This window comes from Obesumbacterium proteus, assembly GCF_001586165.1.
GTDB classification, from domain to species: domain Bacteria; phylum Pseudomonadota; class Gammaproteobacteria; order Enterobacterales; family Enterobacteriaceae; genus Hafnia; species Hafnia protea.
The window spans coordinates 2,999,582-3,025,530 of sequence record NZ_CP014608.1 but is presented as its reverse complement, the minus strand read 5'-3'; the positions used below and the strand labels follow the sequence as shown (position 1 = coordinate 3,025,530).

The following is a 25,949-nucleotide window of genomic DNA, read 5'->3' as shown; positions in this document are numbered from 1 at the left end:
TGGTCAAATCTATAAATCAGCAGAAAATAAAATAACGTCAGCAAAGCCACCAACTTAAAAATTTTGGGACAACGCTTTTTTAAATGATGACTGCATCCCGGTATTTAGTTTTATGTCTTTGAGGCAGCCTATAACCGCAACTATCTTTCCTTTTCTATCAGTAATGATTTGGGTATCAGGGCGTAAGAAGAGGTGCTTGGGCTTTACAGTCCGTCCATTGCTCTTGTTATTCATGGCGGCTCTCCAATAAAAAAGGCCACCAGCGGTGACCTATGTTGTTATGCCTACTTGAGGCGGGCTTTATCATCTCTGTATCACCGCCATCTCTCTGACGACGAACGTACCATCATTAATGCGACTTACACACATACCGAGGGGCGCTCTATTCAACATCTCAGACAACCGGCTTTGAGTTACCACCGTTGCTTGGTCGCCGCATCTGAATTCTTTTCCTTGGGGCTTTGGCATTTCTAACTTGCCACCACGAGAAATAGTTCCGTTTATAGCCCAGTTTAAAGCACCAATAATGCATACCAACCCAATACCTAACGATATAAATACCGCTTTTACACCATTGGAAAACTTCACGCTGAGTTCCTTCCCCAAATAAAAGCGAAGATAACAGCATGAAGATTATGGTTAAAATTGGTTGTATAGATCAATTATCGTTTATCGATCGTTCAAAACGATCGGTATTGCAAAGGTATTACGTTGGTATCTAAGGATTCACTGTTGCGGCGGAATCATAGATGCGTTCACAGGTTCGTCCGGCGCTATAAGCGCGGTCAGCCTCTTTTGCATACTCTCCTGCTGCTTCTTTTGGTTCGGTAAATGAATTTGGTTAGCCAGACTCGCCCCGCTTCGCAGAGGTGCTAACTGACTTCATTCTTCCGCTTTACTTGGATTACCGTATCGCTTTTCGCCTGTGCGCTTTAGCACTCGTAATTGAAGATTTACTGCGCGAATAATTTCCTTAGCCGCTGCCACTCTTCCCGTATCGAGAAGCTTAAATGCGTTTCCCATGACTTCTTCTATGTAATCAATACGATTGTATTCAGATTTGGTCATTGAGCTCACCTTTGGGTATCGTTAGCAGCCCATATTCATCCCTGTCGCCAATATCTTCTAGCATGTCGCCAAATCCATGAACTAAGGCGTTCATATATTTTATGCCGCGCTTGCTTAGCTCTGGAACTTTACCGCCGCATATCACTGCGCCTTTGGCTGGAGTGGGATCAAATTTTTTCAGGAGCTTTGAGTAAAACTTTGCTCTATAGCTACTTGTCATTCGGTCTTTTGGATATCCGTCGAGTAGACCCCATAAGAATGAGTCGCTTACTTCAATATCCCCAGTTTCATATCGGTAGATTGGACGACGCCATAATGCCATTAGATGAAGCAAATAAGCCTCTGCCACGCGAGAGCAGAAGAAATCACATGAGGTTTCATTACTCATCATGGCTTTCCCTCCGGCAGACCGGGGATCGTAACCTGAATCTCTTCAGCTAGTAATTTACGCTGAGACTCCAATTGGTTTTTCTCACCACCAACACCCCATTTGTTCATTATTCTGGCGGCAGTACTCACGCGACGCTTTTTAGACTGATATTTAAGCTCTAGCAGGTTTGCCTGAGCAAACTTACTAACCTGCCCTAATATCACGCTTCTGAATGTTTGATATACCTTCAATTCAAATGCTGGAGATAACCAAGCTGCGTATCTGAGAGCAATAAGCTCATGCGCCCACGTACCTCGCTCGGAGCCTCCATGAATGGTTCTAAGTATTTGATTTTGTTCCAAGGTGCTTTTTAGCTCCTTGGTCACTTCATCGACATAACCCTTGATACCGTCTGCTTTAAGGAACTTACTTGGCTTTTGCCAAAGCTTGGCCTTCTTAGCCGCCACTGCCGCTTTGTGTAAATCATTAAGATTGTAAGTACCAAATTCTGTATTTCGAACTGGCATATTTTCGATAACAATATTCGTTGGATATTGCATGATGACTTCCTTTTAGTGATAAACCTTGCGCTCAGGAAGAACCAGCCCGTAGAGGGTTCATCAGACCACTGCTGATCTCCTCAAGGCTTATCCTGAAAGGTTCTACGGTAGAATTGCGCCGAGCGTGGCGCGGATGGTTTGCTTCAGATATAAAAAAGCCCCACCGAAGTGAGGCTCTATTGGGTGTTTGTTTGTCTGGCTAATTCAGCTTTGCGAATGTCTGCTTTGTCTATATTGCACCGCTTTAACGCTGAATAAAGTCGGGCATTTAGCAGGAGGCTACCACCCCATGACATTGAGTTCGGGACTTTTGGTTTCGGCGTTTCAGCAGTCAGATTAGAAGGTAGCGGGATTATCGGAGCTTGAACGTATACCGTCCGCGTACTCCCACAGCCGCTTAACTGCATCAGGAGGAATAAGCCGATTAGCGCAATCATCATTCGCAACAGCAGTCTTGATGCCATTCTCGGCTCTCTGTGACTCCAATGCGTCCTGAGCTTTTGCATTCTGATTAGCCTCGGAGATTTGGTTGAATAGAGTGACAGTGGTTAGGACGTTTTTAGTGATCGTCTCTGCGCTCTTCTGGCTTGCATCCAGATCGCTAACTTTCTCGTTCAACTTTCCGTTGTTGTGCCAGAGGACACCCACTCCTACAGCAAGCAATACCAGCAGGGTCAGCAATACAGTGGTTAACTTGCTCATCTCTGACTCCAGGTGCAAACCTCATATTCAACGTCGCGCCGATTCATTAGGCCTTTCCACTTCTTGCCACCGGCATATACCCATCGCTTGAGCTCATCACATGCTCCGGCATAGTCACCGGCGTTGAGCTTTTTAAGCATGGTGGACTTGATGAAGGCGTTAGCCCCAACGTTGTAGGAAAATGAGTAGATGGCGGCGAGCTGCGTTTCTGTGGTTTTAACTTTGATGCTCGGATTTACCTGTTTAGCGATCCGCTCTAAGTCAGCCTTAGTCAGCGCATCACACTCCGCATCTGAATATCGCTTGTTGATTATGATGTCATTGGCGGTATGCCCATCGCAGACTGTAATTATTCCTACCACATCTTTGTAGGGAACGTACTCTCGCCCCTCTAATCCGCCTTTACCACTTAGCATTACCGTTGCGATTGCAATGGCACCGCCACCGATAGCCGCGGATATTCGCGCACGAAGTGATGAGTTCATATCAGATCTCCTTCGGCGCTTTCTGACCTAAATCAGCTAGCACTTGTGCTGTTGCCGATGGATTGTTTGTATTGGTCTTCGTCAGTATGTCTTGCAGTATCTGCGTGCGTCTCATCTGCTCTCGCCGATTAAGACGATATGTCAGGATGCCAAGCGCGATACTGAAGGCAACACCGATAATGAAGCCCCAATCCTGCAATGACAGACTGGCAAAGAACGCTGCTAGACCTGCGCTACTGTACGATGCGTTTGAGTAACGGTCGTCCATTCGCATAGTCTCTCACCTCCCCGTAGGGCTGGTGCTGTGTGTTTGTGTAGGGAATAGCGTCACCCGTATCCATGCCAGACAAGGAATGTGTGAGTGCGGTTGGTTGGTTTTGGATGACGCTAAATGCAATAAGCCCCGAGCTATTAACTCAGGGCTTTGAATTTGGGTTTGGGTTTGGGTTGTGGGCTTCATCTCAAGGCGGCAATGGCCCCTGCGTGCGATGTTTACTTATTTCTTCACTCCACAACTGTCATGAGCACTTGCGGAGTTGAACCGCCTTGGCCTCTAGAGCTATTCGCTAGTTTCCGTCACCAGTAACACTCATGCAGTTGTGCAGCACACCAAACGCTCCGGTTTACCCTTCTTCGCTGAGTGATGTGCTGAAAACTAAAAAGGCCAGCGATTAAGCCAGCCTTTCTTGAAATCACGTTAAACATCTTCACGGATTTCTAGTGTTAGAGCTAGATTATTCTAGTTTAGTGCATTTTGCAAGTAGCAATCGTTGTCGGATTTCAACTTTCTGTAATTCTGCTCGTAACTTTCTTGAGTTGGCTATCAGCAAAACTTTCCTCCTTTTCGATATGGGAAATTAGCTCTTCATAAAATGGCTTTGCTCCACGCTTCCACACATCAAGGGTTAGTGTTGGCGCAAGCACTGATACTGCTCTGAATGCTTTTGTGGTTGGGATGCGTTCATAGCCACGGCCTGAGCATTGCTTGCAGGTATGTTTCACTGGCACACCCTGCCGCTCCGTCTCTTCGCGATTAACGGCTTCACCGCGCCCGTTGCACTTACAACATGCCACGGATACCTCACCCTTTCCGTTGCACTTCGGGCACATCGTATGGGTAACCTCCTCCGCATACTTAGGAGGAGTCTTCCCACATCCGGCGTGTTTCATGACCATGGTCTTCGACCTGATAACTCGCGCACCTTTGCAGCAATCGCACAGTTCGGTTCCGGCTGCTGAGCGGCAATAGTCTTTGTATGCAAACTTTGCGAGCGTTTGCACGACCTTCACCTTAATATTCATATCAAGCTTGCGTAAGGCGGCAACCTTATCGCAGTGCTTAAGTCCGTATTGAGTAAGCAACTGTACCGAGCGTTTTTTATCGTTTTCGCTGATATTCATTTTCCCGTTGAAGGCAGCAAATCCGAGTGGGGCTCTACTCTGCACCATCCCCAAAGCGCACATGACATCAGTGTTAGTTAAAGCGTCTGATGCTGTTGCGCGAGGGGAGTCGCTGATCTGAGTGGATTTCGGTGAATGGAACTTAACTGTGCTTTCGATATTCATCGCTTACCCCACCTGTTTTTCCCACTATCCCCACGAGCTGTCATGAATACACCGTTCACTATTGCGTGGTGCTTGGCCTCTTTGTCGTTGAGGTATTTGGATATGGTTTCTCTGTTGATGTGTAGGCGTCGTGCTAGCTCGCTCTGATTACCGTATGTATCGACTAACATGTCGGGTATGGTTCGGATTTCGGCATTCATAGCTTCCCCTTATCAGCCAAAGCCAAATAGCGATCGCCCTGTATCAATGCGTAGCAATAACGAGCCCGAAGCGATCGACGTAGGAACCGTAAGCTAGGCATCATGAACACGGTGCTGATGATGCTTGCCGCCTGCTTGTTGTGTTCTGGTTTGATCACGCTGACTCCCTGTAGACTTCAAGCGAATTCAGATATAGTCCGCCGAAGCTATAACGAATTTCATCGAATACGTTTTCATGGGTGGCATATGGAAAGAAGTTCAGGAAAAAGGTTTCTGCTTTATCACATTCCTCCATTAAATCTTCTGCACTGTTTGGCCTGATCACGAAAACCACATCATTGAAAATTGCCGCTGTTTCACATGGGTAAGTGATTTTTCTCACGCTGCCTCCAAGTATCTCTTTCGCAGTTTTTCGTAATGACGAGCCCGCCGCGTGAAGATGGACTTCACTCGTTTCAGGTACTCGATGTCGAAGCGTCTTACTGAATTGTCTTGCTCTAGCCGCTCTACGCGCTCTATGCCGATTTTCTCGATGAGGTTAATGCGGTAGGGAATGATGTTTCCTGATAGCTCCCTGTTGCATCTCACGCATCCTGCGTGGATGTTGAAAACATTAAATCTTAAATGCCTTGCCGAACCTCTTGACCGATAGTGACTCGCGTCTACTGCCCCACCTCTAACCCCATAGTTAAGTGGCTTTCCACAGGCTATGCATGGCTTCCCATAATCTCGCCAGAAGATGAACCGATTAACTGCTGATTGGGCTTCTTTATTCCAGTCTGATGCCGTTTTTAGCTTCTCTTTACGCTTACGTATTTCGGCGCGCGATAACTTGGCTTGCTTGCGCTGTTCGCGTTCGTCTTTGAGCTTATTTTGGCGCCGGACAAATTCGAGAGAGCAAGATGATGAGAAGCAGGTTTTTTGGATGGTATTGCGAGGGATGAATTCTTTATCACATATCGGGCATTTCTTTGGCTTCGGCTTTTTAGCCTTGAGCAATTGGCACCTCCGGCGTTACCGCGGCGATAAAGCAGATGAAAAGCACGATGGCGAAAATGATGGTCTTTACTGTTGCGGGATTAATCATCGGTGTTGATACGTATGCTGCCTGTTCTTTCTTTGGGTACTTATGCTTGTGTTTATATTTGCTTCTGCTCCTAGCCATATTTATCTCCAGATTTTGGATGTCTGTATTTTTGAATTAGGTAGGTAATTTGATTCAGGGAGAAGTGCTTGAACGAACCAGTGACGATTGTCTGCTGATAGTGATTTAGTGGCCTGCACTCCGTTGTTTTTGTATCTATCGATTAGTTGATTGGCTTCTTCTGTGGTCATGGGTTCGTGTGTGAACCACGTTCGCTTCATCTGCGCCTCCATGGTTTTCTTTTCTTATCCCGCCATGGTTCATTCCTGTTGTAATGGTCAGTAAATGTTTTTGGCGCTGATTCCCATAATCCAATCTTCGAAGATTCTTTCTGTGTGCTTGCTATGCAGTATGCGATTGCACATGAAATAACTGTTTTCTTCATGCGGCCTCCGGTGGCTCGGGGTCGGTAGCTCGGTCAGCCTTGTTCTTGTAGTAAACAGCCCAACTGAGTGCATCCAGTTTCTTCCTCCCCGCGGCATCGTAGATATAAATCCCATTCCTGCACTCATGGTTCTCTTTCACATCTGCTTCAAGTCTTTCTAATTCTTCGTATGTGAGCGTGGCTAGCTTGTGCCTGTCCCATCCGAAGTTACGAGGTAGTTTGCTCATGCTGCTGAACTCCTGTTGTGTTGTTGAGCCCAGCGCATCGCGGCTATGGCATCATCACCGAACTTAACGTTATGCTCCGCACCAAACGCCTGTATCAGCTCTATCAGGTCACGCATTTCACCTACAGTCATTCGACTAGTTGATTGCCCAAGCACAACGAACCCACCCTCAATACCCGGTGCCGAACGCTGGCCTTTGAGTGATGCGGTGAATATGTGCTTCCAATCTTCGCTACTGAGCGTTAAACCGTGCCAAACGACTTGCTCGCTAATATCGTTCAGCATTGCCCACAAACGCGCATTCTGGTCTAGGGTTCTGGTTCGCTCTTGGATTGTTACTACGAGGGGTGAATCTGGATTAACTGGAAGTGACTGGATGAACTGGATTGCGTTTTGCTGTCGGTGTCGGTCTATCAGGAAATAGGCCTGTTTATCCATCACTCCCCCTTAACCTTGATGCCAGCGGCGCGAATGCGCTTTTCCGATTCTTCCAGACAAGCATTCCATGAGTGAGCGGCGAATGGTACGTTGCAGCAATCAACTTGAGGCGGCATCTCTACTTCCACCGCCTCGCGGCTTGCTTGCCATGCCCACCACTGACCATCAATTATCTCGTCCGTGTAACCATCATCACAACGCAGACTTTCCCAGCCATCCATAGGCTCGCATTCGTTATTTTTTTCCCATGCCGCTTCAAACTGTTCACGACTTGTCATTTGATACCTCCAACCCAACGCTGTAATACGAAAAGTGCATGTCTAAAAAACCACAGATACTTTCTGCTTTGTTTTGTTATGTCTAACCCTGCAAATGTTCGCTGGTAAATTTAAAATTGGACCGTCACCAATAACAGCCGGACTCAGCGTCCTACCGCATATAATCGTGTCGCAACCAAACGTAATTTTATGCTGCACTTTCCTATGGGTGACGGCCATACTTAGCCTTTTGGGCACCATCTGCCCTTTACGAAAAATCTCTCTGGTTGTCATGACTATCTCCATCAGAGAAAACGTATCGTTGAGCCTTTTAGCCAACCTGAGCAAACAACACCTTTAACATCTCGGCCAGTTGGCCCCTTGGCGATAAATTCAGTCGAAAACTGATCGTTCTCACTGCAACCTAACCATGAGTAACCGCCTATACGGATGTCGGTATATCCATTGTCCTGCAGTACCTTTCTAGCCTCATTTGGGTCTGTGCATCCAGCCAAAAGCAATGCACCTATGAGGATTAATTTATTCATGACTATCTCCACTGTATTGTTGTCTCTGGCTCATCAACTCCATGCAGCTCTTGCGTGTCAGTTTCAAAGGCATCCGCTCGCCAAGAATCAACGCGATCAACCATCCCTTCGTAGTGCGTCTCACATGATGTGAATCCGTGATACGTGAGGCCGTCGCCGTATTCGAGATACTGGTGACACATGCAACACTTGCTCATTGCTGACCTCTACGCGGAAGGTTTAGCTTTTTGCGAATATCTGCAATTTTCTGTAGTCCAGCTTCATTGCTGATCGGAATGTGTAGCTTTTCCAACTGAACAACTGGCTTTGGTATTTCTTCACCAGACTCAATACGCCGCCCCATGATTACCAACTCTTCAGTGCAGCTCTTGCGGAGTTCTGATTCCGACTGGTTCTTACCGCGCATCTGCGAATATAGCTTTGTCACCATCCAGTACGCCGCGTTGCTCGGCCACGGATAGGACTCGGGTGACGAATACAATCCACGGTTAGCACAATACTCCATCACTAGGCCATACAGCTCCTCGCTACTTGGCAAGCCGTTAGCTTTCAGAACACCTTGCTTGCACCATGCGATAAATTGACCGGGTGAAGGCCAGAACGGAGACTCACTGGATCGGGCATGTTGCATCCCAGCCGATAGCTGCTCTCTGGTTCGGATTCCATTCTCAGCGAATGCAGCAATCCACTGTTTTTTTGCTGCGTTCTCGTCTTCAGGTCTACGCAGGTTGGTTTGGCTTGCCGCTGGGAACACCTGTTTGAGTTGGCGAAACAGAGCGTCAACCAAGTTTTCAGCATCAGGATTCACAACCCCCTGCATTGCCTGTGTAGCTGGGTTGGACATTCTGGCCAGCGCCGAACCATCTCGGTTTTCGATAGCACTCATCAGTCGATGTGTCATATGAAATCCTCCCATGACTCTTTGCTGTTCCAGTGTGGTACCGGATCAGCGCTTGGTCGTTGGCTTCGGTTTGGTTTGCCCATCTGGGCAGATAGGGTTCCCCATTTTTTCCGCAGAGCTGCTGGGGATAGGATGTTTGAGCACCAGAACGAATCTCGATTTGCCCAGAGGAATAACTCACAAATCTCTTTGTGCGTTCGGTTATCTTGCTGTCTCATCAGTCGAACTACGTTTGCCCAGTCTGCCCAGTTGGGTTCTTTTGCTGATGCATCAACCACGCAGACCTTCTCGTAAATCCAGCGACTAGCCCTATCGTCTTCCTCAGTCCCCCACTTCGATCCAGTAGCTGAGTAAACAAACGCATCTGGATGAGATGAGAGAAACTTTGAAATGGGCTTGTCAGGTGATTCGAGAGAATCATCGGACGAAGGGTTTTTATTACTGTTCTTGTTCTTGTATTGGGTGTCTACCGTTTTCGGGAACCTTTTTCCTGATTCTGGGAAGGATTTTCCCGTTTTCGGGAATTTTCTTCCCGTTTCCGGTTTGTCTAAAATCCAGCCAGATAATTCAGTGTTTACCCCAACAAGTTTCATCATTCCCTGCTTCTGGCTAAAGATAATTTTCCTCTCTGCTAAAGCCCTGATAGCGTCCGATACATGCGTGTCGCTCAAACCTGTCAGCTCGGCGATTACGGTGTTCGTCACCCTGTCCTGTTTCTTATTCCATCCGTAGGTGAGCCAGATCACCGCCTCGAAACATTGCCATTCCCTACCTGACATTCTGAGGCGTGGTTTTAGCTGTTGAATCTCGTTGGCGACCTTTGTGTACCCATTGGACAGGTCAGCCATACGCCCCCCTGACTTATCTGGTATCAATACTTTTGCGTTAAAATCTACCTTTCTGACAACTCCCATCTCATTTCTCCGCAGTCAGCTCTGCTTCCTGTTGCGCCATCACGTATTGATATTCCGCGTTTTGGATCAGGAAACCCTCTCCCTCATGGAATACCATTGAGCAATACATGCCATTCATCTCAAAAACTCTCTCTGCTCCTATCCGAATCAAACGTTCAGCGATAGCGAGCCGGTCGCCAAAAACGTTCAATCCGGTATCCTCAATCAATTCAAAAATATTGAGGTCAGCGAGTCGCTCAAATGAGATGACGTCATAGTTCATTGCCATGTATTCAACTGGCTCATTAGCTCTGACTTGGCACGATTGCTCGCAAATCTCCTTGAGTTCTTTAAGTTCGATGCTAAAGAATTCTCTTGATGAATTAACCCGACAACCGCTAAGAGCTGCGTGAATTTCTCGTTCAGAAAATGATGGGTTATCGCAATGGAATGAGGCTTCAACTTTGAATGCAGAAGGAACTCCGGTAGAGGATGAGAGTTCTTTCGCTCTTATTGCTGGGCTATTTGTGGTCATTCCCACTTTATAGATTCCGGGCATATGCTCGTTGCTAAGGATATAAACCCATCCTCCAAGCCTGAAACCTTCAGGTATAGACATTTTTTTTACTTCAGTGGTTTGCAACTTAAGTTCTTCTAGGTGCATAATTACTCCTGTAAATTGATCCAGTATTTAAAAATTCATAGTGATCTGAGAGTCGTCAGCTGTTCCCGCAGTTGGCGACTTTTTCTTTTCTGAGTTGATAATCATGCTCAGCATTCGTAGTGACTTCGCTATCTCAGCGGCTTCATCACCTGCAATTGATAAGATCGAGTCCTCTTTGCAGAACCCGATGACCTCCAAGAACTTAGCCACCCTCTCCACAAAGCATTGCTTCCCTGTCTGCATCCTGCTGATTTGAGACTTATCCAGCCCCATACCCTTAGCGACGGTAGCTAAACCTAATCGGCTTATTAGCCCCCTGATACGAACTTCAATCTCTTGTGAGTTGTTGCGTGTTTTTGCATGTTCCATTTGTGATACTTCCTTTGTTGAATAAATAGTTACACCACCGGTTAGGTGGTTAGGGTTTTCACCAAACGCCTTTTCGGCATAGGGTGAGAGATCAGATTGTTTAAAGAGCGGTGTTGCTTAAGCGGCCATTAACTCAGGCCAAATTTGAGTCCAGTCCTGCGGATGAAGATGTTTTCTAGTTACCGATCCGTCGCTAGCTGTTTCAATTAACACGCACAAGGCAGCGCCTAATTCGTGATTGCGACTTAAAGCCTTGCGGAGGTACCCAATTGTTGTTCCACATCTTTCAGCGAAGAGTCGCTGTTCATCCGAAGACATTGCATTTAGGTAAATGCGTAGTTCTTCCATTTCATGCCTCCGATTATCTATACGAAATTTAGTTTACCCGCAGGTATACAATTAAGCAATACCCGCAGGTCATTTACCAGCGGGTAACATTTAGTAGAATTTAGTGATGGATAAATTCGAGATTAGAAGGCAGCGACTTCGTCAGCTGCGAGATGAAAGATTTAATGGGAAAGCTTCCGCGCTGGCCAATGAGATAGGCGTGGATCCAAGCTATGTATCTAGAATGCTTTATCCTGAAGACAAAAAAGGAAGAAAGCGTATAGGGGAGGAAATGGTAGAAACCATCGAGTCAAAGCTAAAGCTGCCAACTGGATGGATGGATGACCTTGTGTCTAACACAAATATCCCTATGAGCTACAATGAGGAGATTGAGTTCTCTGGCAGTATAAAAAATGGAATTGTTGAGGTCATTGGGGAGGCCGTTTTGGGTGTGGATGGTTCAATAGAAATGATGGAGCAACTTTCTGGCTGGCTCCGAATTTATAGTGATGACCCAAAAGCATTTGCTGTAAAGGTTCGTGGAGACAGCATGTTCCCTCGAATAAATTCAGGTGAATTTGTTGTTGTTGAGCCAAGTCGCACCATTTACGCTGGAGATGAAGTATTCATCCGAACTTCAAGCGGCCATAACATGATAAAAAAAATAGGCTATGATAGAGATGGCTATTACCAATTTGTAAGTGTAAATCAATCACATGCACCAATAACTATGCGTCATACAGATGTTTCTCAGATCTCATATGTTGCCGCAATTGTAAAATCATCACGATACATAGACGCTTCAGAACTCCCTCAATAATTTCTAAAAAATAAATTACCTTACTTTTCAGTGAGGTAATTTTGTTTACCCAAAATATTTACCCACAGGTATAGACAATGAAATTACCCGCAGGTAATCTTAACCACATCAACACGGCAGCACACCAGATCACCGGAAGCCGCCAGCTCTTTAACAATCTGATGCTTTACCACTTTATGCCGAGAAGGTGTTTAGTGTGAAAAATGTCAGTTACAGGTCGTTTATATAGCGGCCTGTGCCGGACAAATGGAGGTTCTTATGAATGCAAGAGAACGATGCAGGGCTAAGCGCCATGCGATACGAGAAAAAGAACGGATGATTGCAGCAGCTACAGGTTGCAACTACCGGACTTCATTGCCTGCCTCATTATACGCAGCAGGTCACCGTAAGAGTGAAAATATCACCGCGAGGTAGTCTCCTACCCCGTTTTACTAACCTTTAGGCTTAGGTGGTTTAGGTGTTGGGCGGGGAATAGCGTGATTAGGGACTATATCTCTACAGGTCATTGTGTTCACTTAAACAATTTACCGGTGAGGGTTATCTCCGGCAAACCATGCAATAAAACGTTTCGTCCGAGATAAGTTCGGGTCTTGGTCTTCATCGTAACCCTTTCTGATATTTGTTCTAACCAATGCAATATCTGAAAGGATCAGCCACGGTCTTAGGTCGTTGTCTTCTAACTCTACAAGCTTATCTAGTAACTCATCATCTGAATATCTGCTCTCCAGCGTTAAGAGCTTCAAATACTCTCTACTTTGGCGAGATGAATGTTCTGATGATTTAGCAAACTGATATGTCATTTGAATTGCAGTCAGAACAGCGACAGCCAAGCCATACCAAAACGCACCTTGGACTCCTGAAAAAACAGCCGAACCGAGGATGAGAAGAATTAGCGAAATAAGCTTATCAATTCGCCAAGTTAGTGAACTAAATAGGTGTTCGAAGTTGTATGAATACTCAATTCTGTAAAGCAGTTCTTCTCTGTCCATTTTTCCTCTGATTCAGCTATTTGCCACCTTCTGGTTTTGGCTGAGGCTTCGGTTGAGGCTTCGGCTGCATACGTGGTGGCATATGGTCTTGTTTAAAGTCTTTCATCGTTAAAATCCTTTGTACTGTTGGGGTGATGAAAGATTACACGTTTTTTTTGCTGTTGGGGAATGGCACGAACCACTGCCGTCTGAGGTGGTTAAGACAGTACAGGCACTCATTATTGGCGCAGATAAAGGGGCGCCAGAAGATTCGCGGGAAGAGCATTCCCTTAATTTAGAGAGGTAGGTATGAGCGAGGAACGTGATGAACTGGTCAAGAAGTTAGCTGGCCAGTTCTTAGAAGATTTAATGGCTATTTCAGAGAACCAACAACGGTTTCAATCTCTTTTCGGCTCTTATCAAAAGAGTCAACAACAGAAGCCGGAGCGCCTTTTACAGAGAGTTCATACCATTCACGTAGAATTTCTCTTGTCTGCTGAGTGACCTCGGCGGGAAGGCATGAAAAAGTAGCGGTAAATGCATGCTTTAAAGCCGTATTGTTAGCTTCAAGCTCATCAACTCTTGCGCTTAATTCCTTTATTAGTAAATCGACTGTAACGGCTGACATCTTTTAATTCCTTTAATTGACTGTGGAATAACCAACGTATCAGCTTTCCTTGACTGTGGAAAGTTAGGAACCACCTCGCCTGATGTGGATAAAAGCAGGCAACAAACAATCACAGGTCGCTAAGGCGGCCTTTTTTATTGGGTGAACAAGGGGAATGAGATGGATAAGACAGAAGAAGAATTGAAGCAGATGAAAGAAGAGTTGCTTCAGTTGCATCAAAAGACAGTCACTGCGGCTTATGAGTACTTCGCAGCATTGCCGTTAGGCCGTGACCGTGTGGTAGCCGGTGAGGTGTATGAAAACCTGCGTACCGCTACCCGCATTTAACAGGCCGCCTAGCGGTCTTTTTTATACCAAGAATGGAGATAGATATGAAAGGTGATAACGGGGGACCGGCATTTCCAGTTGCAGGAAGCGAACACAATTACCCGATTGAAGGCATGACAATGCGTGATTACTTCGCTGCTAAAGCAATGGCATCCATTGTGCGCAGATATGACGGCCATTCATTTGGTGGTGGCCCAGAATCACCACAGTACAAAGAGTTAGCAGGAGATTCCTATTTCATTGCCGACGCAATGCTAAAAGCCCGTGGCGAGTAATGCACATCGCAGGTATTCACTGAGTATCTGCTGTGAGCAATTCTCTTAGCGTCACCTGCCCGCTCAATACGATGATAGGCAGATAGATAACGGGGTGAGCTATGTAGCCTGTAACGCTGGCGAGCGAATACGTATCCGCACGGAGTTTGATTTGCCCCTCTCGTTAGGGGCTTTTTTATACCTGCAATTCATCGCAAAGCGTAGGCGTTTTGCAATGAAACCAACAAAGGAGATCGCCAGTGAGCGAGGAAAAGAACGAAATTGCATTAGTCACTCTGCCGAGCGTACCGGCTGAACTCGAGGCTGCTTTTATCAATGACGAATTCATTGAAGGGTTAATTAAAGACATCCGTGAAAAAGCATCTTCTGTAGTTGGTGACCTGAATACAGCCAAGGGACGCCGTGCATACATCAGCATGGCGGCGAATGTCCGTAGCACTAAGACAGCTATTGACGAGGCTGGTAAGAAGTTAGTTGCAGAAATGAAGAAGCGCCCTGCTCTTGTCGATGCCAGCCGTAAAAAGGTTAGGGATTCACTGGACGAACTTGCGGTTGAGATTCGTAAGCCTGTGACGGACTGGGAGGCTGAGCAGAAAGAAAAAGAGTTCAACGCTATGTGGGATGAGGCGTTAGAGCTGGATGCCAAAATTACAGCGGAACGCGCCGCGGCTTTGGCGGCGAAGATTGAATCCGATCATGAAATGGCTTTACTCATGAACGAGAAGATAGACCGTGAGCGCGAAGAAGCACGACAGAAAGCCGAGCAGGCCAAACGCGAGCATGAAGAACGTATTAAGCGTGAGGCCGAAGAGAAAGCACGGCGCGAAGCAGACGAAGCTGCAAAGCGTGAAATCGAAGCGGCAGCAGCCAGAGAGCGCGAAGCGACATTAGCTAAGGAGCGTGCCGAACGTGAAGCCAAAGAGCTGGCAGAAAAAGCAGAGCGCGACCGCATCGAAGCGGAGCAGCGAGCCGAACGTGAGAAGAAAGAAGCCGCTGAAAAGGCCGAGCGTGACAAACAGCAAGCCATTGCCGAAGAGCAACGAAAGGCCCACGAAGAAGCCGAGCGAATTAAGCGTGAAAACGAGCAGAAGGAGCAGGCTCGATTAGCTGAAGAGAAGCGCATCAAGGATGAAGAAGCTCGCCGCGCAGCTGATAAAGAACACCGCAAAACAATAAACAACAAAGCACTACAAGACCTTATCGCCGCAGGTGTGCCGGAAGAATGCGCCAAGCTGTGCATCACGGAAATAGCCAAAGGCAACATCACCGCAATCAGCATCAACTACTAATCAAATTCAAGGAATAGCCCATATGCAACTTGCACTTGCTGGGCAGTCCGCATCGGGCTGCTCTACCAACTATTTGTTAAAAATCCAGCATCACCCATCTAACCGCCTTACCTCTGCCAGCTTCACCCCACCACCTCGTAAAAGCTGGTTAGACAAACTAGTCGATATATTGAGACAGGAAGGTAGACCATGAAACTTCAATTTTTATGCAGCAATGTCACCACCAGATGCGGTGACCGAGCAGGAGAAATGCGAGTGATTGCTGAAAATGCCGCTCTCTTCGGTGAAACAGATACGAAAGAGATCATGACTCAACTCGATATGGCGGCCGTTTTCGAATACTTGAACGAGCTCGGCTACAGCGTTAGCGAAAAGCAGGTGGCAGCATGAACGAAACAATAGACCCACTGGAACAACTGCTAATCCAGTGGATGCAATCAGCCGAGATGATTCCGGTTATGAACGACCAGATTGCTCAACTAGAAGCGGTGGCAGATCACCGCACTGGCCAGCAGGAACAACGAATAATACGAGGTGACCATGAGCGCTGTTTATAAGGCAATCTCAGCCGTAGCAAAGGATATGTCAGAAGTCGGGATTTCAAAAGACAAGCGTAACCAGCAACAAGGTTTTCAGTTCCGAGGAATTGATGATGTTTACAACGCACTATCCCCTGCCCTTGTTAAACATGGTCTGGTAATCCTTCCAAGAATCATCGAGCGCACAGTAACCGAGCGCACTACAGCTAAAGGCGGTGTTCTCTTTTATGTAGTAGTTAAAGCTGAATTCGACTTTGTAGCTATTGAGGATGACTCAAAGCACACGGTAACCACGTATGGCGAAGCTATGGATAGCGGAGACAAAGCGACGAACAAGGCCATGTCTATCGCATACAAATACGCTGCATTCCAAGCGTTCTGCATACCGACCGAGGAAACAGCTCAAGATCCTGATAGTCAGGTTCACAACCCATCTCCGCAGACGCTAGACCAGATTCTAGCTGATTTCACGGCACAGGCTACCGACTGCCAAAGCGCGGCAGAGCTACAAGGGATATACAAAACCACATGGAATGCCCTTGCATCATCAGCAGAGCATCAAACCAAATGTGTAGATGTTTTTAAGCATCGTGCTACAGAGCTAAAAAAGGCGGCATAAATGGCAAGTAGAGGCGTAAATAAGGTAATTCTTGTTGGAAATTTGGGAGATGACCCGACCGTTCGATACATGCCGAACGGAGGCGCAGTGGCAAACATCACGCTGGCCACATCAGAGAGCTGGCGTGACAAACAGACTGGCGAGCAGAAGGAAAAAACTGAGTGGCATCGCGTAGTGCTATTCGGAAAGCTGGCTGAGGTTGCTGGTGAATATCTGCGTAAAGGTTATCAGGTTTATATCGAAGGTGCTTTGCAGACTCGTAAGTGGACAGATCAGGCTGGTGTTGAAAAATACACCACTGAGATTGTTGTAAACGTTGGCGGCACCATGCAGATGCTGGGTGGACGTCAAGGTGGCGGTGCGCCTATGGGCGGCGGTCAGGCACAGGGTAATCAGTTCAGCGGCGGCTTACTGCCAGCGGCTCGCCCTCAGAGCACTCCAGCAGCTCAGCCACAAAGCAATGAACCTCCAATGGACTTCGATGACGACATTCCTTTCTAGCAGGTAACAATCATGACGCCGCAGAGCATCCTGCGCGTCCTCAGCCAGCACCCCGACAATAACATCACCGAATTCCACAGAGCGCTTAACTCAGTGGGCGGCAAGCTATTGGGCGGCGGTGCTACTGGCGGGGTGACGCTGAATTATCACGAGCCATATTACACATGGCGAAATTTTCTTGAATCCACTCACATCCAATACAACCACATTGGCCGCATTAGAGCATATCTGGACGCAGAGCCATGGGGGAATGTGAATCTTGGTGGAACTATCTACCGACTAAAGCCTGACGTTGATATCGACGCGGCTATTTCTGCGCTAAGTATGGCCGCATAGGAGATATTCATGAACAACCTACCAATTCAGACCTACGAATCAGTAGTTCAGCAGCGTGATGCGCTGGAGAAGAAGCTGGCTGATGTGGTGGCTGAGAATGCAGCGTTAAATAAATTTATAAAAGCTGATTGCTGGGCATGGGATGACAAAAACGAAACATATTTTGATGCATGTGACTGCATTCCTGAAACCCCAGCCACCGACGCATTCACCCGTGAGTGGATGGCAAAAGGTGTCGATATGTATGCAGAACTGTTCAAAGACACTGTGAGCATGGATATCAAACATAACAAGGAGTTCCATAAAGGAACCGTGTGGTACGCCGACCAGCTTCGCAAGGGGATTAATGATGCACAGTAACAGCAAAGAGAAAAAGCTAATCATAAATTGGCTTGAATGTGACTTATGCGGCAAAAGCAATATTGAAGTCACAACCACTTACGGCAACCCAGAATTGCTATATGCAGAAGACAAATGCCAGTGCTTGGATTGCGGCGCGGACGGTGTAATTGAATGTGATGATGGTATTGCGTGGGCTAACTGGTATGAGGAGCAGAGCAATGACTAAGTTAACAACTGAGCTGTTAGAGAAAAAAATCAAAAGCTGCATCGAAATTGAAAATTGCGAAGTCATGATGCCGCCGGCTGGGGTTCGGGTAATCAAGTAGACGAATCCCCGTTTTATTCACCGTTCCGCCTAGGCGGAAACATCACGCGCGCAGGCATCATTAAGCACTGTCGATCACTGGTTAAAGCTGGAATTACTTGGGAGTAAGCGCATGGACAGTAACAGCAAAGACGAGCGCCTTAAGCACGCCAATCACCTTATCTCGATTATTGCTTCATGTGGTCGCAGATTCTTTTTTGATGGAAATACTGAGCGCGTCGCCTTTATGCACCGTTCGCCAGACGGAAAAATTTACTTCTTCGACGCCAGAACAGGGACGCTGATCTATACGCATCGCACGTCTTTTTCAAACAAATGGCGTGGGTTCTCTCACGGTGGAACGCTGCGAGGGCTGGTCGAAATGATGCGTGATTACATTTCAAAAGGCACACAGATTGATGAGTGGTATTTAGGGATGCCGCGTGGCGACGGCACTAATACATGGGGATACCCGCAAGAAGATATTGATCGCGTACGCAGCGCAGCAAAACACCTACCGATCATCAAGCTGGAGCAGAGCAATGACTAAGTTAACAATTGAAACCTTAAAAGAAATCATCGGTTCATATCCAGAAGACTCGGATGAAATAGAGTGCGTCATGGCTCGACAGCTTCTGGCATACGAGCAAGCAGCTAAGAATCCTGTGGCTTGGGATTATGAGTGGGCGTCATACATTACATGTGAGGGTCCACAGGACTTTAATCGCATCATTGAGCGAGAGGCGCCTCCAGATTGGGCTATTGATGAAGGTCAAGCCAGAAACATCATTCCGCTCTATGCAGCACCGGTATTACCTAAACAGCCTGAACTTGTAGATTTGAGTCAGCAAGTGGAAATACTAAACAGAATCTTGAATTGGATATTAAAAGAGCTTCCAGTTCCGACTCAAAAAGCCTCGGCAATGGCTATTCGATTAAGTTCTGTGATTGACATTATTTCAGACCTTGAGGTTTCAGCACCCGCACAACCTAAACAGCCAAAACCAACAATTTCATTTTATCGTGATGGAATAATTGCGGCGGCTAAATGGGTCGAGAATCAGCGCGATGCATACGATAACGAACACGGTCAGAGCGATCCAGAAACTGGCTCGTTTGAGTTCGGGAATAATGCACAGCTCGAGTATTCAACGACATTATCAGAAATAGCGGAGGGAATTCGCTCACTGCATTCTGTCTCAGCACAACCTGTAAGCGAGCCTTACAAGTTAGCAGCAAACGACATTATTGCAGAGCGTCAGCGTCAAATCAGCGAGGAAGGATGGACGCCGGAACATGACGATAAGTATAACGATTTCCAGCTCGCTTTAGCAGCGGCGGGTTATGCGCAGAATGTTGCTGATTATGCAGGTGAATATTGTCAGCCCAATTCGTCCATTGACTGGACTGATGCTCCAGAGCCGGAAGCATGGCCTTGGTCTCCTGTTTGGTGGAAACCATCAAACCCACGCCGAGATTTAGTTAAAGCCGGAGCTCTCATTCTCGCTGAAATTGAACGTTTAGACCGCGCAGCCCCAGCACAGGAGAGCGAACAACATGGCTAAGACGATTTTAGACATGTGCTGCGGCTCCCGCATGTTCTGGTTCGATAAGCAAAACCCTGATGTGATGTTTTGTGATATTCGCAGTGAAAGCCACACGCTTTGCGACGGACGCAATCTTGAAATTAAGCCAGATATGATCGCTGACTTTCGTCATTTGCCGTTCGCTGATGAGTCATTCAACATGGTTGTCTTTGATCCACCGCATCTAGTGCGCGCCGGTGAAAACGGCTGGCAGCGCAAAAAGTACGGCGTGCTTAACAAAGAAACATGGCGCGATGATTTAGAAGCGGGATTTCACGAAGCCTTTCGTGTGCTGCGTGGCCACGGCACATTGATTTTTAAATGGAATGAAACACAAATTACCGTAAGCCAAATTTTGGCACTAACTGAGCATAAGCCGGCGTTCGGGCATCCGGTCGGAAAGCGCGCAAATACACATTGGATGTGTTTCGTTAAAGCGCCTACAGCACAGGAGCAGAAATAGATGGCGAAAACAGACATCACTGATCCGATAACTCATCCAGTTACTCAAGATTAACAGCCGCTAACCAGCGGCTTTTTTATTGCCGGAGGATTTATGCCAGATGATATCGACAACGCCTCTAACCTTGAGCAGTTAGAGCGCGACATTGCATTGATGAACAGAAAACCAAGTCTGCAATTTATTGGGCGATGCTACAACTGCGATCACCCTCTTTTGAATGGGTGCTTCTGTGACAGTGATTGCAGAGAGGATTGGGAGAAGGAGCAATGGGCTAAGAGTCAGCGGAGGGGGTTGCATGAGTGAATTTGCTAGCAATACGCCACTTGAGCACAAGGACCGGTGGCAGACGCCGATAGAGGTATTCGCCGCGCTTGATGCTGAGTTTGGTTTCTATCTCGACGCGGCAGCAGACCACGGAAACACCTTGTGTGCCAGATATCTGACAGAGCGCGATGATGCATTGAATAGCGAGTGGGTAAGCTACGGCGCTATCTGGTGCAATCCACCCTACTCCGCCATCACTCCGTGGGTAGAAAAGGCAGCAGAGCAGTGCAAAGCACAAAGTCAGCCGATTGTGATGTTGCTCCCTGCCGATACATCTACCGGTTGGTTTTCTCTGGCGCTGGAGTCTGTTGATGAAGTCCGTCTAATCACTGGTGGCCGGTTGTCATTCATCAACGCTGGCACCGGCAAGCCCGGTAAAAACGGAAACAGCAAAGGCAGTCTGCTATTCATCTGGCGGCCATTCATCAAACCACGTTGCCAATTTACTACCGTATCACGCGACGAACTGATCGCAATCGGCAGCGGCATTATGACTGGAGTGAAAGCGGCATGACATGACAGCAGAACAAGACAACGCGATCCGCAATGTAGCAAGAGCCCTTCTCACAGAACTCCGCAGCAAAAAACAATTCTCAAACATACCGCCAGTTACTCGATAAGCATTCAGCAAAGATAGCGCCACTATGCGGCAGATTTAAGCCGTGGATGGTGCTGTCTTGCTACTGCATGAAAGTGACGGATAAGGATAAATGATGAACGAGGAAATATTTACGCTCGAGGAGGCCTGCGCATTCCTCAAGATTAGTTTGAGCACAGGTTATGCATGGGTTAAGTCTGGCAGGTTGCGTGCCGGGCGAACCGGCAGAAATGGAAAGAGTGGCGATTACCGCCTATTGAAATCAGATTGTATTGAATCAGTTCGCCCACGGATCAACAATCAAGCCGTGAATGCGGTTGGCGAACAGGATGAGGGTCTTGTATGTCAATCAAACAAAGAAACGGTGTCTACCACTGTGACTTCTTTACGCCTAGTGGGAAGAGAATTAGACAGTCTCTTGGGACAACGGACAAGCGGCAAGCAAAGGAGTTGCACGACAAACTAAAGGCTGAGATGTGGCGAACTGAGAAGCTGGGTGAAGCGCCAGTTAAGCTATTTGAAGAAGCCTGTTTACGCTGGCTGAATGAAAAGTCACATAAGCGATCGCTAGATGCCGATAAATCAAAGATCGGCTTCTTTCTTCTTCACTTTCGCGGCGTTCCGATCGGAGAAATAACTAACGACCGTATACAGGCCACCTTATCGAAAATGGAGAATCGGTCTCACCGAGCTAGATGGGAGAAGCTACGTGACCGCCTGATGAGAGATGGAAAGCCGGTTCCTGAATACAAATCAAAACCGGTAACGCAATCTACTATCTATTCTCATCAGGCATTCATGCGCTCTCTACTTCGTATAGCAGCTAATGAATGGGGATGGCTAAATTCGGTTCCAGTAGTAAAGGCCAAGTCACCGCGCGGCCGTCGAATTCGTTGGCTGACTAAAGATGAAGCTCGTCGTCTTCTCGATGAATTGCCAGGGCATTTCCGCAGCGTTGTAATTTTCGCTTTGGCTACTGGTCTACGCCGCTCCAATATCATCAATATGGAATGGTCGCAGATAGATATGCAGAGAAAAATGGCGTGGATACATCCAGAAGACGCAAAAGCAGGCCGAGCAATTGGGGTGGCACTCAACGACACAGCCTGCTCTGTTCTTCGCGGTCAGATTGGTAAGCATCACCGGTGGGTATTCGTACATGAGGACTCATGCATTCGACCTAACGGTGAAGTTGCTCCGAAGTTACGCAAAATGAGAGTCGATAGCAATAAGGCATGGCGATCGGCACTCAAGCGAGCTGGCATAGAAGACTTTCGTTTTCACGACCTCCGGCACACATGGGCAAGTTGGTTAGTTCAGTCTGGCGTTCCTATCTCTGCACTACAAGAAATGGGTGGGTGGGAGTCTGTAGAAATGGTTCGCAGATATGCACACCTGTCACCGAATCATCTAACGGAACACGCTAAGCAGATCGACGTTGTTTTTGGCGTTTACGGCACAAATACGACACAAGGGGAGATGGCGGAACTGAAAGAAGTGATGTAACTCATTGAATTTGTTGGTGGGTCGTGGCGGGTTCGAACCGCCGACCAATTGATTAAGAGTCAACTGCTCTACCAACTGAGCTAACGACCCAACGGCGGTGATTATTCTCTTCCGTGGCCCTTGCGTCAATCATCACACAATCCCTAGGCGGGCATCTGCTGTCCGCCTAGGTTTACGAAACGATTAAGAAATAAACATCGCTTATCACAGTGGCTTGGTTTGCTGAATTTGGCGTACACAGCGCGCCAGCTCCGTGATGTTGTGATCGGGCATGCTGCGCTGCTCTAGCGCGGAGTCTAGTGAGAATAAATACTCAGCGTTGGTGCCTAGTACGCCACTTGCCTGAGAAATCAGCGCCGCTACGGTGTTCAACGCCGAACAAGACTCATAAAGCGGATGCTCAGGGTCGGTAATAAAGGTAATGCCTTTTACTTCTCGACCGTCAGCCAGAGTCAATGAGCACCACTGCGGGCTGTAAACACCCGCTAGCATCTCACGCGTCCAGAGCACCTGCAGTTCACTACGCGCATTTTCATCTGATAAGCGAAATGCTAATCCACGCGTCTCACCGCCCGGTTTTAAACCCAGCATTCGTCCTGGAGTACATTCAGAGCCTCGTCCAGCCAGAAGGCGAATATTAAAATCACGCTGCCACCCTTTTAAGAACGCGGGCTGCACCTCGGCAAATTCAAGCAACGGATTCCAAATTAGTGAACCATAACCAAAGACCCAAATCCCCTGCCCTTCAGGGCAGCTCTCGATCACATGATTCAAAGACGCATTCAGCTGTGCTGGCGTCCAGAACAGGTTTTCTAATGCTGAGTAGGTTTTAGCATAGTCTTGCGATTCTAGTAGTTTTCGAGTTAACACGTTAACCTCCCCCGCGCAGAAAACAACGACAGTGAATTTAAACTAATCTATAGATCGTTTTAACTCAACTGTCATCATGCGCCGTATGGCGGTTGTGCGGTAATCAAATATTTCGAATGATGTATAGCGCGATGGAGGTTTCACAGATAATAATCATTATCGACCAAAACGCTGCCATGAATTGAGATTTGTTTTTAAGAAAAGCATGAAAGGATTGCATAAGCTATTTGCCCATCAGGCATGACCACTAATGTGTATAACAATGCTACTCCCCCGAAAATATTTCTGCAAATTATCAATTTTAATTGATAATACAAAAAACCTCGCTGGATAGCTTTATTCCCTCTTTCGTTAATGAATCTTTACTGCTTATTTTTCCTCTTTTGGCCGTCACGCTCAGAAAACAAGAATTTTTCTCATTTTCATCGTTTTATCCCTGAATAACAGTAAATTATGTTTTGTCACATACTAGTGGTGATTTTTTATCACTTAGACTACATTTGTAACATAAGACTGAAATATAAGAATTATTGAAGCTTCTGCTTTCTTTGCGCATTTCACCAGTCGGAAATTAATTGCTGTTTAGTTGTCTACTTACCATGAGGGATGGACGATGAAGCTACGGTTTATTTTCGCAATTGCAGCTGGCGCTGGGCTGTTTGCCACACCGGCTATGGCAGTTACCACAACGGGTACCGTTGCCGTAACGTTAACACTCACCAACGGCTGTTTGGTTAACGGCTCACCTGCACAGACAGGTGTTAACTTCGGCTCTTTGAACTTTGGCACATCCGTCGCCACCTTTGACACCTTGTCGGCCACATTTTCCGGCGGAGGCACCGGCGGCAATACATTTAACGTGCAATGTACGGCAGGCGCCAGCTATACCGTCGCACTCACCAGCAGCCTTAACGCAGCCCCTACCACGGTTTATGGCACCGTAGGAACACCGGGACGTTATTTGATCAGCCCAACCGCCACCACGCAAGGTATTGCCTACAGCGTTTATGGCACATCAGCCATGACCACGGCGCTAGCCAACGGTGCCACATTAACCGCGGTAAGCACCAGTGGAAACACCAGCAGCTATGCCCTATGGGGGAAAATCGTTGGCGTCGCAGACAACACCAACGTATTAGCCGGTGCTTATGCCGACACTTTAAACATTACCATTACTTATTAATTTACCGTGAAAAAGCGAGAGTGGTGCGCATTAAAAATAGCGCTTCAGCCGCTTTTAGCGGTGGTTTTGCTGTGGGGGCTCACTTTGGAGAGCGCCAACGCCATCATCACTGCGCAGTTTAAAGCACAGGCTACCATCACGGCGGGGTGCGCCGTTTTGGGAACGGGGAGCTTATTTGGCACGCTAAGTTTTGGTACCTACCCTGGTACGGGTACCGGCGGTGTTAACGGTACTTTTGTCCAAAATACCTCGCTAACGCTGGCATGTACTCCCGGCGTAACGCTAAATATGGCGATTAATGGGGGCTCTAATTTCACAACGGTGCGCAATGTGATGCAGAGCGGAAATAGCTTGCAACTACCCTATCGTATTTATACCGATGCGGCGCACACCAATGAAATCATCGTGAATCAAAACGTTCCGCTCAATATATCCAGTTCCAATAACAACATTATTTTGCCGATTTACGGCGTATTACAACTTAACGGCTTTAGCCCTTCAGGGAGCTACACCGATACATTAACGGTGACGCTCACTTGGTAAATCAAGGAGATAATAATGAGCAACCTGCATCGCTCCACGCGTCATCTTTGCATTATTCTAGGTAGCACGTTATTAGGCGCCGTCGCGACAATAAATGCCAACGCTGCCACAAATATGCTGATCTGGCCGATCGATCCCGCCTTAGGTGCCAACGATAATGCCACTGAGCTATGGCTAGAAAATAAAGGCGCCACGGCCGCCACGATGCAAATTAGAGTTCTGGGTTGGAAGCAGGTTGCGGGAGAAGAAAACTATCGAAGCCAGCAAGACGTTGTTGCAAGCCCGCCCATTGTTAATATCGAAGCGGGGAAAAAACAGTTAATCAGACTGATCCGCCAATCCCCAACGCCGGCTGGGCAAGAACAAGCGTTCCGTATTCTGATTGATGAAGTTCCCCCTGCCGAACGCTCCACGGGGTCACAGGCAGGCGTGTCGCTTTTAATGCGCTATTCGCTGCCTTTATTTGTATATGGCGACGGCATTAATTTCCAGCGCAATGCGGCAGAGCCGGTACACCTTAATCAAAGCCAGCTTAGCTGGAAAATGACGACGCATAACGGTCATCCAGCCATTGAAGTCACTAACCGCGGTACGGTTCACGCGCGTCTAAGCAAAGTATCGATTAACGGCAGAATGGTAGCCGATGGACTATTAGGTTACGTCCTCCCCGGCTCCTATCGAACATGGCCATTACCGGCCGGAGTCTCTCGTGGTGAAACCCTAAAGGCCGAGGTAAATAGCGACAGCAAGATCTGGCAGTCTGGTCCGGCGCAATAGCCGCCCAGCCCGTTAAGATATCGTCGTGAAAGCCATCAGGGTTTGGCG

47 protein-coding genes, 1 tRNA gene and 1 pseudogene are annotated in these 25,949 nt (G+C 47.3%); 20 read left to right on the top strand and 29 right to left on the bottom strand.

The window, feature by feature from the left end:
• Window positions 1-54: 54 nt before the first annotated feature.
• The 25 genes and pseudogenes from DSM2777_RS14335 to DSM2777_RS14215 form a co-directional block, all read right to left on the bottom strand.
• Window positions 55-234: a hypothetical protein gene (locus tag DSM2777_RS14335; RefSeq protein WP_061554324.1), complete on the bottom strand. Its 180-nt coding sequence runs from the start codon at window positions 232-234 to the stop codon at window positions 55-57.
• A gap of 69 nt (window positions 235-303) precedes the next feature.
• A complete protein-coding gene (locus DSM2777_RS14330) occupies window positions 304-588 on the bottom strand; it encodes a hypothetical protein (protein WP_061554323.1) in 285 nt (94 codons plus the stop codon).
• Between the two features lie 130 nt (window positions 589-718).
• Window positions 719-784: pseudogene (locus DSM2777_RS24515) on the bottom strand (hypothetical protein); the annotation flags it as partial.
• Window positions 785-882: 98 nt separating this feature from the next.
• Complete coding sequence (locus tag DSM2777_RS14325) at window positions 883-1,068, bottom strand: hypothetical protein (RefSeq protein WP_061553980.1); 186 nt, start codon at window positions 1,066-1,068, stop codon at window positions 883-885.
• Window positions 1,055-1,459, bottom strand: a complete 405-nt coding sequence (locus DSM2777_RS14320; RefSeq protein ID WP_061553701.1) for a hypothetical protein — start codon at window positions 1,457-1,459, stop codon at window positions 1,055-1,057. The genes DSM2777_RS14325 and DSM2777_RS14320 overlap by 14 nt, the downstream gene beginning before the upstream one ends.
• Window positions 1,456-1,998: a KilA-N domain-containing protein gene (locus DSM2777_RS14315; RefSeq protein WP_061553700.1), complete on the bottom strand. Its 543-nt coding sequence runs from the start codon at window positions 1,996-1,998 to the stop codon at window positions 1,456-1,458. The genes DSM2777_RS14320 and DSM2777_RS14315 overlap by 4 nt, the downstream gene beginning before the upstream one ends.
• Before the next feature lie 176 nt (window positions 1,999-2,174).
• Window positions 2,175-2,444, bottom strand: coding sequence for an Rz1-like lysis system protein LysC (gene lysC, locus DSM2777_RS25245; RefSeq protein ID WP_428838752.1), 270 nt, complete (start codon window positions 2,442-2,444; stop codon window positions 2,175-2,177).
• Window positions 2,335-2,700 carry a hypothetical protein gene (locus tag DSM2777_RS24510; RefSeq protein ID WP_061554322.1) on the bottom strand — a complete coding sequence of 122 codons (366 nt, stop codon included), beginning with the start codon at window positions 2,698-2,700 and terminating at the stop codon, window positions 2,335-2,337. Before DSM2777_RS24510 ends, lysC begins: the two co-directional genes overlap by 110 nt.
• The gene (locus DSM2777_RS14305; protein WP_061554321.1) at window positions 2,697-3,185 is read right to left on the bottom strand and encodes a lysozyme; all 489 of its coding nucleotides are present in this window, start codon (window positions 3,183-3,185) and stop codon (window positions 2,697-2,699) included. Before DSM2777_RS14305 ends, DSM2777_RS24510 begins: the two co-directional genes overlap by 4 nt.
• A gap of 1 nt (window position 3,186) precedes the next feature.
• Complete coding sequence (locus DSM2777_RS14300; RefSeq protein WP_061554320.1) at window positions 3,187-3,459, bottom strand: phage holin family protein; 273 nt, start codon at window positions 3,457-3,459, stop codon at window positions 3,187-3,189.
• A 506-nt stretch (window positions 3,460-3,965) separates the two neighbouring features.
• Window positions 3,966-4,751, bottom strand: a complete 786-nt coding sequence (locus DSM2777_RS14295) for an antitermination protein (RefSeq protein WP_061554319.1) — start codon at window positions 4,749-4,751, stop codon at window positions 3,966-3,968.
• Complete coding sequence (locus DSM2777_RS14290) at window positions 4,748-4,951, bottom strand: protein ninH (RefSeq protein WP_061554318.1); 204 nt, start codon at window positions 4,949-4,951, stop codon at window positions 4,748-4,750. The genes DSM2777_RS14295 and DSM2777_RS14290 overlap by 4 nt, the downstream gene beginning before the upstream one ends.
• On the bottom strand, window positions 4,948-5,109 hold the full coding sequence (locus DSM2777_RS24505; RefSeq protein ID WP_156088368.1) for a hypothetical protein: 162 nt from the start codon (window positions 5,107-5,109) through the stop codon (window positions 4,948-4,950). Before DSM2777_RS24505 ends, DSM2777_RS14290 begins: the two co-directional genes overlap by 4 nt.
• Window positions 5,106-5,333, bottom strand: coding sequence for a hypothetical protein (locus DSM2777_RS14285; RefSeq protein ID WP_061554317.1), 228 nt, complete (start codon window positions 5,331-5,333; stop codon window positions 5,106-5,108). The genes DSM2777_RS24505 and DSM2777_RS14285 overlap by 4 nt, the downstream gene beginning before the upstream one ends.
• Complete coding sequence (locus tag DSM2777_RS14280) at window positions 5,330-5,950, bottom strand: recombination protein NinG (RefSeq protein WP_061554316.1); 621 nt, start codon at window positions 5,948-5,950, stop codon at window positions 5,330-5,332. The genes DSM2777_RS14285 and DSM2777_RS14280 overlap by 4 nt, the downstream gene beginning before the upstream one ends.
• Window positions 5,937-6,116, bottom strand: coding sequence for a hypothetical protein (locus tag DSM2777_RS14275; protein ID WP_061554315.1), 180 nt, complete (start codon window positions 6,114-6,116; stop codon window positions 5,937-5,939). Before DSM2777_RS14275 ends, DSM2777_RS14280 begins: the two co-directional genes overlap by 14 nt.
• A 360-nt stretch (window positions 6,117-6,476) precedes the next feature.
• Window positions 6,477-6,707: a hypothetical protein gene (locus tag DSM2777_RS14265; protein ID WP_061554314.1), complete on the bottom strand. Its 231-nt coding sequence runs from the start codon at window positions 6,705-6,707 to the stop codon at window positions 6,477-6,479.
• Entirely contained in the window at window positions 6,704-7,144 is a 441-nt protein-coding gene (locus tag DSM2777_RS14260; RefSeq protein WP_061554313.1) for a recombination protein NinB, read from the bottom strand. The genes DSM2777_RS14265 and DSM2777_RS14260 overlap by 4 nt, the downstream gene beginning before the upstream one ends.
• Window positions 7,144-7,422 (bottom strand): phiTE_015 family protein, encoded by a 279-nt coding sequence (locus tag DSM2777_RS14255; protein WP_061554312.1) that lies wholly within the window; start codon window positions 7,420-7,422, stop codon window positions 7,144-7,146. The genes DSM2777_RS14260 and DSM2777_RS14255 overlap by 1 nt, the downstream gene beginning before the upstream one ends.
• A gap of 284 nt (window positions 7,423-7,706) precedes the next feature.
• The gene (locus DSM2777_RS14245) at window positions 7,707-7,949 is read right to left on the bottom strand and encodes a hypothetical protein (RefSeq protein WP_061554310.1); all 243 of its coding nucleotides are present in this window, start codon (window positions 7,947-7,949) and stop codon (window positions 7,707-7,709) included.
• 193 nt (window positions 7,950-8,142) lie between these two features.
• On the bottom strand, window positions 8,143-8,850 hold the full coding sequence (locus DSM2777_RS14235; RefSeq protein WP_061554308.1) for a replication protein P: 708 nt from the start codon (window positions 8,848-8,850) through the stop codon (window positions 8,143-8,145).
• On the bottom strand, window positions 8,847-9,698 hold the full coding sequence (locus tag DSM2777_RS14230; RefSeq protein ID WP_061555401.1) for a replication protein: 852 nt from the start codon (window positions 9,696-9,698) through the stop codon (window positions 8,847-8,849). Before DSM2777_RS14230 ends, DSM2777_RS14235 begins: the two co-directional genes overlap by 4 nt.
• Window positions 9,699-9,765: 67 nt before the next feature.
• Window positions 9,766-10,407 carry a GIY-YIG nuclease family protein gene (locus DSM2777_RS14225; RefSeq protein WP_061554307.1) on the bottom strand — a complete coding sequence of 214 codons (642 nt, stop codon included), beginning with the start codon at window positions 10,405-10,407 and terminating at the stop codon, window positions 9,766-9,768.
• Window positions 10,408-10,434: 27 nt separating this feature from the next.
• Window positions 10,435-10,776: a CII family transcriptional regulator gene (locus tag DSM2777_RS14220; protein ID WP_061554306.1), complete on the bottom strand. Its 342-nt coding sequence runs from the start codon at window positions 10,774-10,776 to the stop codon at window positions 10,435-10,437.
• Between the two features lie 117 nt (window positions 10,777-10,893).
• The gene (locus tag DSM2777_RS14215; protein ID WP_025796686.1) at window positions 10,894-11,124 is read right to left on the bottom strand and encodes a transcriptional regulator; all 231 of its coding nucleotides are present in this window, start codon (window positions 11,122-11,124) and stop codon (window positions 10,894-10,896) included.
• A gap of 106 nt (window positions 11,125-11,230) precedes the next feature.
• Between DSM2777_RS14215 and DSM2777_RS14210 the strand changes: the two genes are divergently transcribed.
• Window positions 11,231-11,923 carry a S24 family peptidase gene (locus DSM2777_RS14210; RefSeq protein WP_061554305.1) on the top strand — a complete coding sequence of 231 codons (693 nt, stop codon included), beginning with the start codon at window positions 11,231-11,233 and terminating at the stop codon, window positions 11,921-11,923.
• Window positions 11,924-12,447: 524 nt separating this feature from the next.
• Here DSM2777_RS14210 and DSM2777_RS14205 read toward each other — a convergent pair.
• A complete protein-coding gene (locus DSM2777_RS14205) occupies window positions 12,448-12,912 on the bottom strand; it encodes a hypothetical protein (RefSeq protein WP_061554304.1) in 465 nt (154 codons plus the stop codon).
• 352 nt (window positions 12,913-13,264) lie between these two features.
• Window positions 13,265-13,519 (bottom strand): hypothetical protein, encoded by a 255-nt coding sequence (locus tag DSM2777_RS14200; protein WP_061554303.1) that lies wholly within the window; start codon window positions 13,517-13,519, stop codon window positions 13,265-13,267.
• Window positions 13,520-13,678: 159 nt separating this feature from the next.
• On the opposite strand from DSM2777_RS14200, the gene DSM2777_RS24500 reads away from it, so the two are divergent.
• From DSM2777_RS24500 to DSM2777_RS14130, 16 genes are all read left to right on the top strand, one after another.
• Window positions 13,679-13,846, top strand: coding sequence for a hypothetical protein (locus DSM2777_RS24500; protein ID WP_156088367.1), 168 nt, complete (start codon window positions 13,679-13,681; stop codon window positions 13,844-13,846).
• Window positions 13,847-13,890: 44 nt separating this feature from the next.
• Window positions 13,891-14,121 carry a hypothetical protein gene (locus DSM2777_RS14195; protein ID WP_061554302.1) on the top strand — a complete coding sequence of 77 codons (231 nt, stop codon included), beginning with the start codon at window positions 13,891-13,893 and terminating at the stop codon, window positions 14,119-14,121.
• 239 nt (window positions 14,122-14,360) lie between these two features.
• Window positions 14,361-15,410, top strand: coding sequence for a coiled-coil domain-containing protein (locus tag DSM2777_RS14190; RefSeq protein WP_237087782.1), 1,050 nt, complete (start codon window positions 14,361-14,363; stop codon window positions 15,408-15,410).
• A gap of 189 nt (window positions 15,411-15,599) precedes the next feature.
• Entirely contained in the window at window positions 15,600-15,800 is a 201-nt protein-coding gene (locus DSM2777_RS14185) for a hypothetical protein (RefSeq protein WP_061554301.1), read from the top strand.
• Complete coding sequence (locus DSM2777_RS24495; RefSeq protein WP_156088366.1) at window positions 15,797-15,967, top strand: hypothetical protein; 171 nt, start codon at window positions 15,797-15,799, stop codon at window positions 15,965-15,967. The genes DSM2777_RS14185 and DSM2777_RS24495 overlap by 4 nt, the downstream gene beginning before the upstream one ends.
• Entirely contained in the window at window positions 15,951-16,568 is a 618-nt protein-coding gene (locus DSM2777_RS14180) for an ERF family protein (protein ID WP_061554300.1), read from the top strand. Before DSM2777_RS24495 ends, DSM2777_RS14180 begins: the two co-directional genes overlap by 17 nt.
• Entirely contained in the window at window positions 16,569-17,069 is a 501-nt protein-coding gene (locus DSM2777_RS14175; RefSeq protein WP_061554299.1) for a single-stranded DNA-binding protein, read from the top strand. It abuts the gene before it with no gap.
• Window positions 17,070-17,081: 12 nt separating this feature from the next.
• Entirely contained in the window at window positions 17,082-17,405 is a 324-nt protein-coding gene (locus DSM2777_RS14170) for a hypothetical protein (RefSeq protein ID WP_061554298.1), read from the top strand.
• Between the two features lie 9 nt (window positions 17,406-17,414).
• The gene (locus DSM2777_RS14165; RefSeq protein ID WP_061554297.1) at window positions 17,415-17,765 is read left to right on the top strand and encodes a hypothetical protein; all 351 of its coding nucleotides are present in this window, start codon (window positions 17,415-17,417) and stop codon (window positions 17,763-17,765) included.
• On the top strand, window positions 17,752-17,973 hold the full coding sequence (locus tag DSM2777_RS14160; protein WP_131390940.1) for a hypothetical protein: 222 nt from the start codon (window positions 17,752-17,754) through the stop codon (window positions 17,971-17,973). The genes DSM2777_RS14165 and DSM2777_RS14160 overlap by 14 nt, the downstream gene beginning before the upstream one ends.
• A 211-nt stretch (window positions 17,974-18,184) precedes the next feature.
• Window positions 18,185-18,601, top strand: coding sequence for a PQQ-binding-like beta-propeller repeat protein (locus DSM2777_RS14155; RefSeq protein ID WP_061554295.1), 417 nt, complete (start codon window positions 18,185-18,187; stop codon window positions 18,599-18,601).
• Window positions 18,594-19,616: a hypothetical protein gene (locus tag DSM2777_RS24165; RefSeq protein WP_061554294.1), complete on the top strand. Its 1,023-nt coding sequence runs from the start codon at window positions 18,594-18,596 to the stop codon at window positions 19,614-19,616. The genes DSM2777_RS14155 and DSM2777_RS24165 overlap by 8 nt, the downstream gene beginning before the upstream one ends.
• On the top strand, window positions 19,609-20,100 hold the full coding sequence (locus tag DSM2777_RS14145) for a TRM11 family methyltransferase (RefSeq protein WP_061554293.1): 492 nt from the start codon (window positions 19,609-19,611) through the stop codon (window positions 20,098-20,100). The genes DSM2777_RS24165 and DSM2777_RS14145 overlap by 8 nt, the downstream gene beginning before the upstream one ends.
• Window positions 20,101-20,395: 295 nt before the next feature.
• Window positions 20,396-20,938 (top strand): phage N-6-adenine-methyltransferase, encoded by a 543-nt coding sequence (locus tag DSM2777_RS14135; RefSeq protein WP_061554291.1) that lies wholly within the window; start codon window positions 20,396-20,398, stop codon window positions 20,936-20,938.
• A gap of 196 nt (window positions 20,939-21,134) precedes the next feature.
• Complete coding sequence (locus tag DSM2777_RS24990; protein WP_162270914.1) at window positions 21,135-21,488, top strand: helix-turn-helix domain-containing protein; 354 nt, start codon at window positions 21,135-21,137, stop codon at window positions 21,486-21,488.
• Window positions 21,371-22,528, top strand: coding sequence for a site-specific integrase (locus tag DSM2777_RS14130; RefSeq protein WP_237087852.1), 1,158 nt, complete (start codon window positions 21,371-21,373; stop codon window positions 22,526-22,528). The genes DSM2777_RS24990 and DSM2777_RS14130 overlap by 118 nt, the downstream gene beginning before the upstream one ends.
• 14 nt (window positions 22,529-22,542) lie before the next feature.
• Here the strand turns inward: DSM2777_RS14130 and DSM2777_RS14125 are convergent.
• Both DSM2777_RS14125 and DSM2777_RS14120 read right to left on the bottom strand, forming a co-directional pair.
• Window positions 22,543-22,618: transfer RNA gene (locus DSM2777_RS14125), tRNA-Lys, on the bottom strand.
• Window positions 22,619-22,732: 114 nt separating this feature from the next.
• On the bottom strand, window positions 22,733-23,398 hold the full coding sequence (locus DSM2777_RS14120) for a gamma-glutamylcyclotransferase (RefSeq protein ID WP_061554289.1): 666 nt from the start codon (window positions 23,396-23,398) through the stop codon (window positions 22,733-22,735).
• A 613-nt stretch (window positions 23,399-24,011) separates the two neighbouring features.
• Between DSM2777_RS14120 and DSM2777_RS14115 the strand changes: the two genes are divergently transcribed.
• The 3 genes from DSM2777_RS14115 to DSM2777_RS14105 are packed head-to-tail and all read left to right on the top strand — an operon-like array spanning window position 24,012 to window position 25,901.
• Window positions 24,012-24,581, top strand: a complete 570-nt coding sequence (locus DSM2777_RS14115; protein WP_046457888.1) for a spore coat protein U domain-containing protein — start codon at window positions 24,012-24,014, stop codon at window positions 24,579-24,581.
• A gap of 36 nt (window positions 24,582-24,617) precedes the next feature.
• Complete coding sequence (locus DSM2777_RS14110) at window positions 24,618-25,124, top strand: Csu type fimbrial protein (RefSeq protein ID WP_061555399.1); 507 nt, start codon at window positions 24,618-24,620, stop codon at window positions 25,122-25,124.
• A 15-nt stretch (window positions 25,125-25,139) separates the two neighbouring features.
• Window positions 25,140-25,901, top strand: coding sequence for a fimbrial biogenesis chaperone (locus tag DSM2777_RS14105; protein ID WP_061554288.1), 762 nt, complete (start codon window positions 25,140-25,142; stop codon window positions 25,899-25,901).
• Window positions 25,902-25,949: the final 48 nt, after the last annotated feature.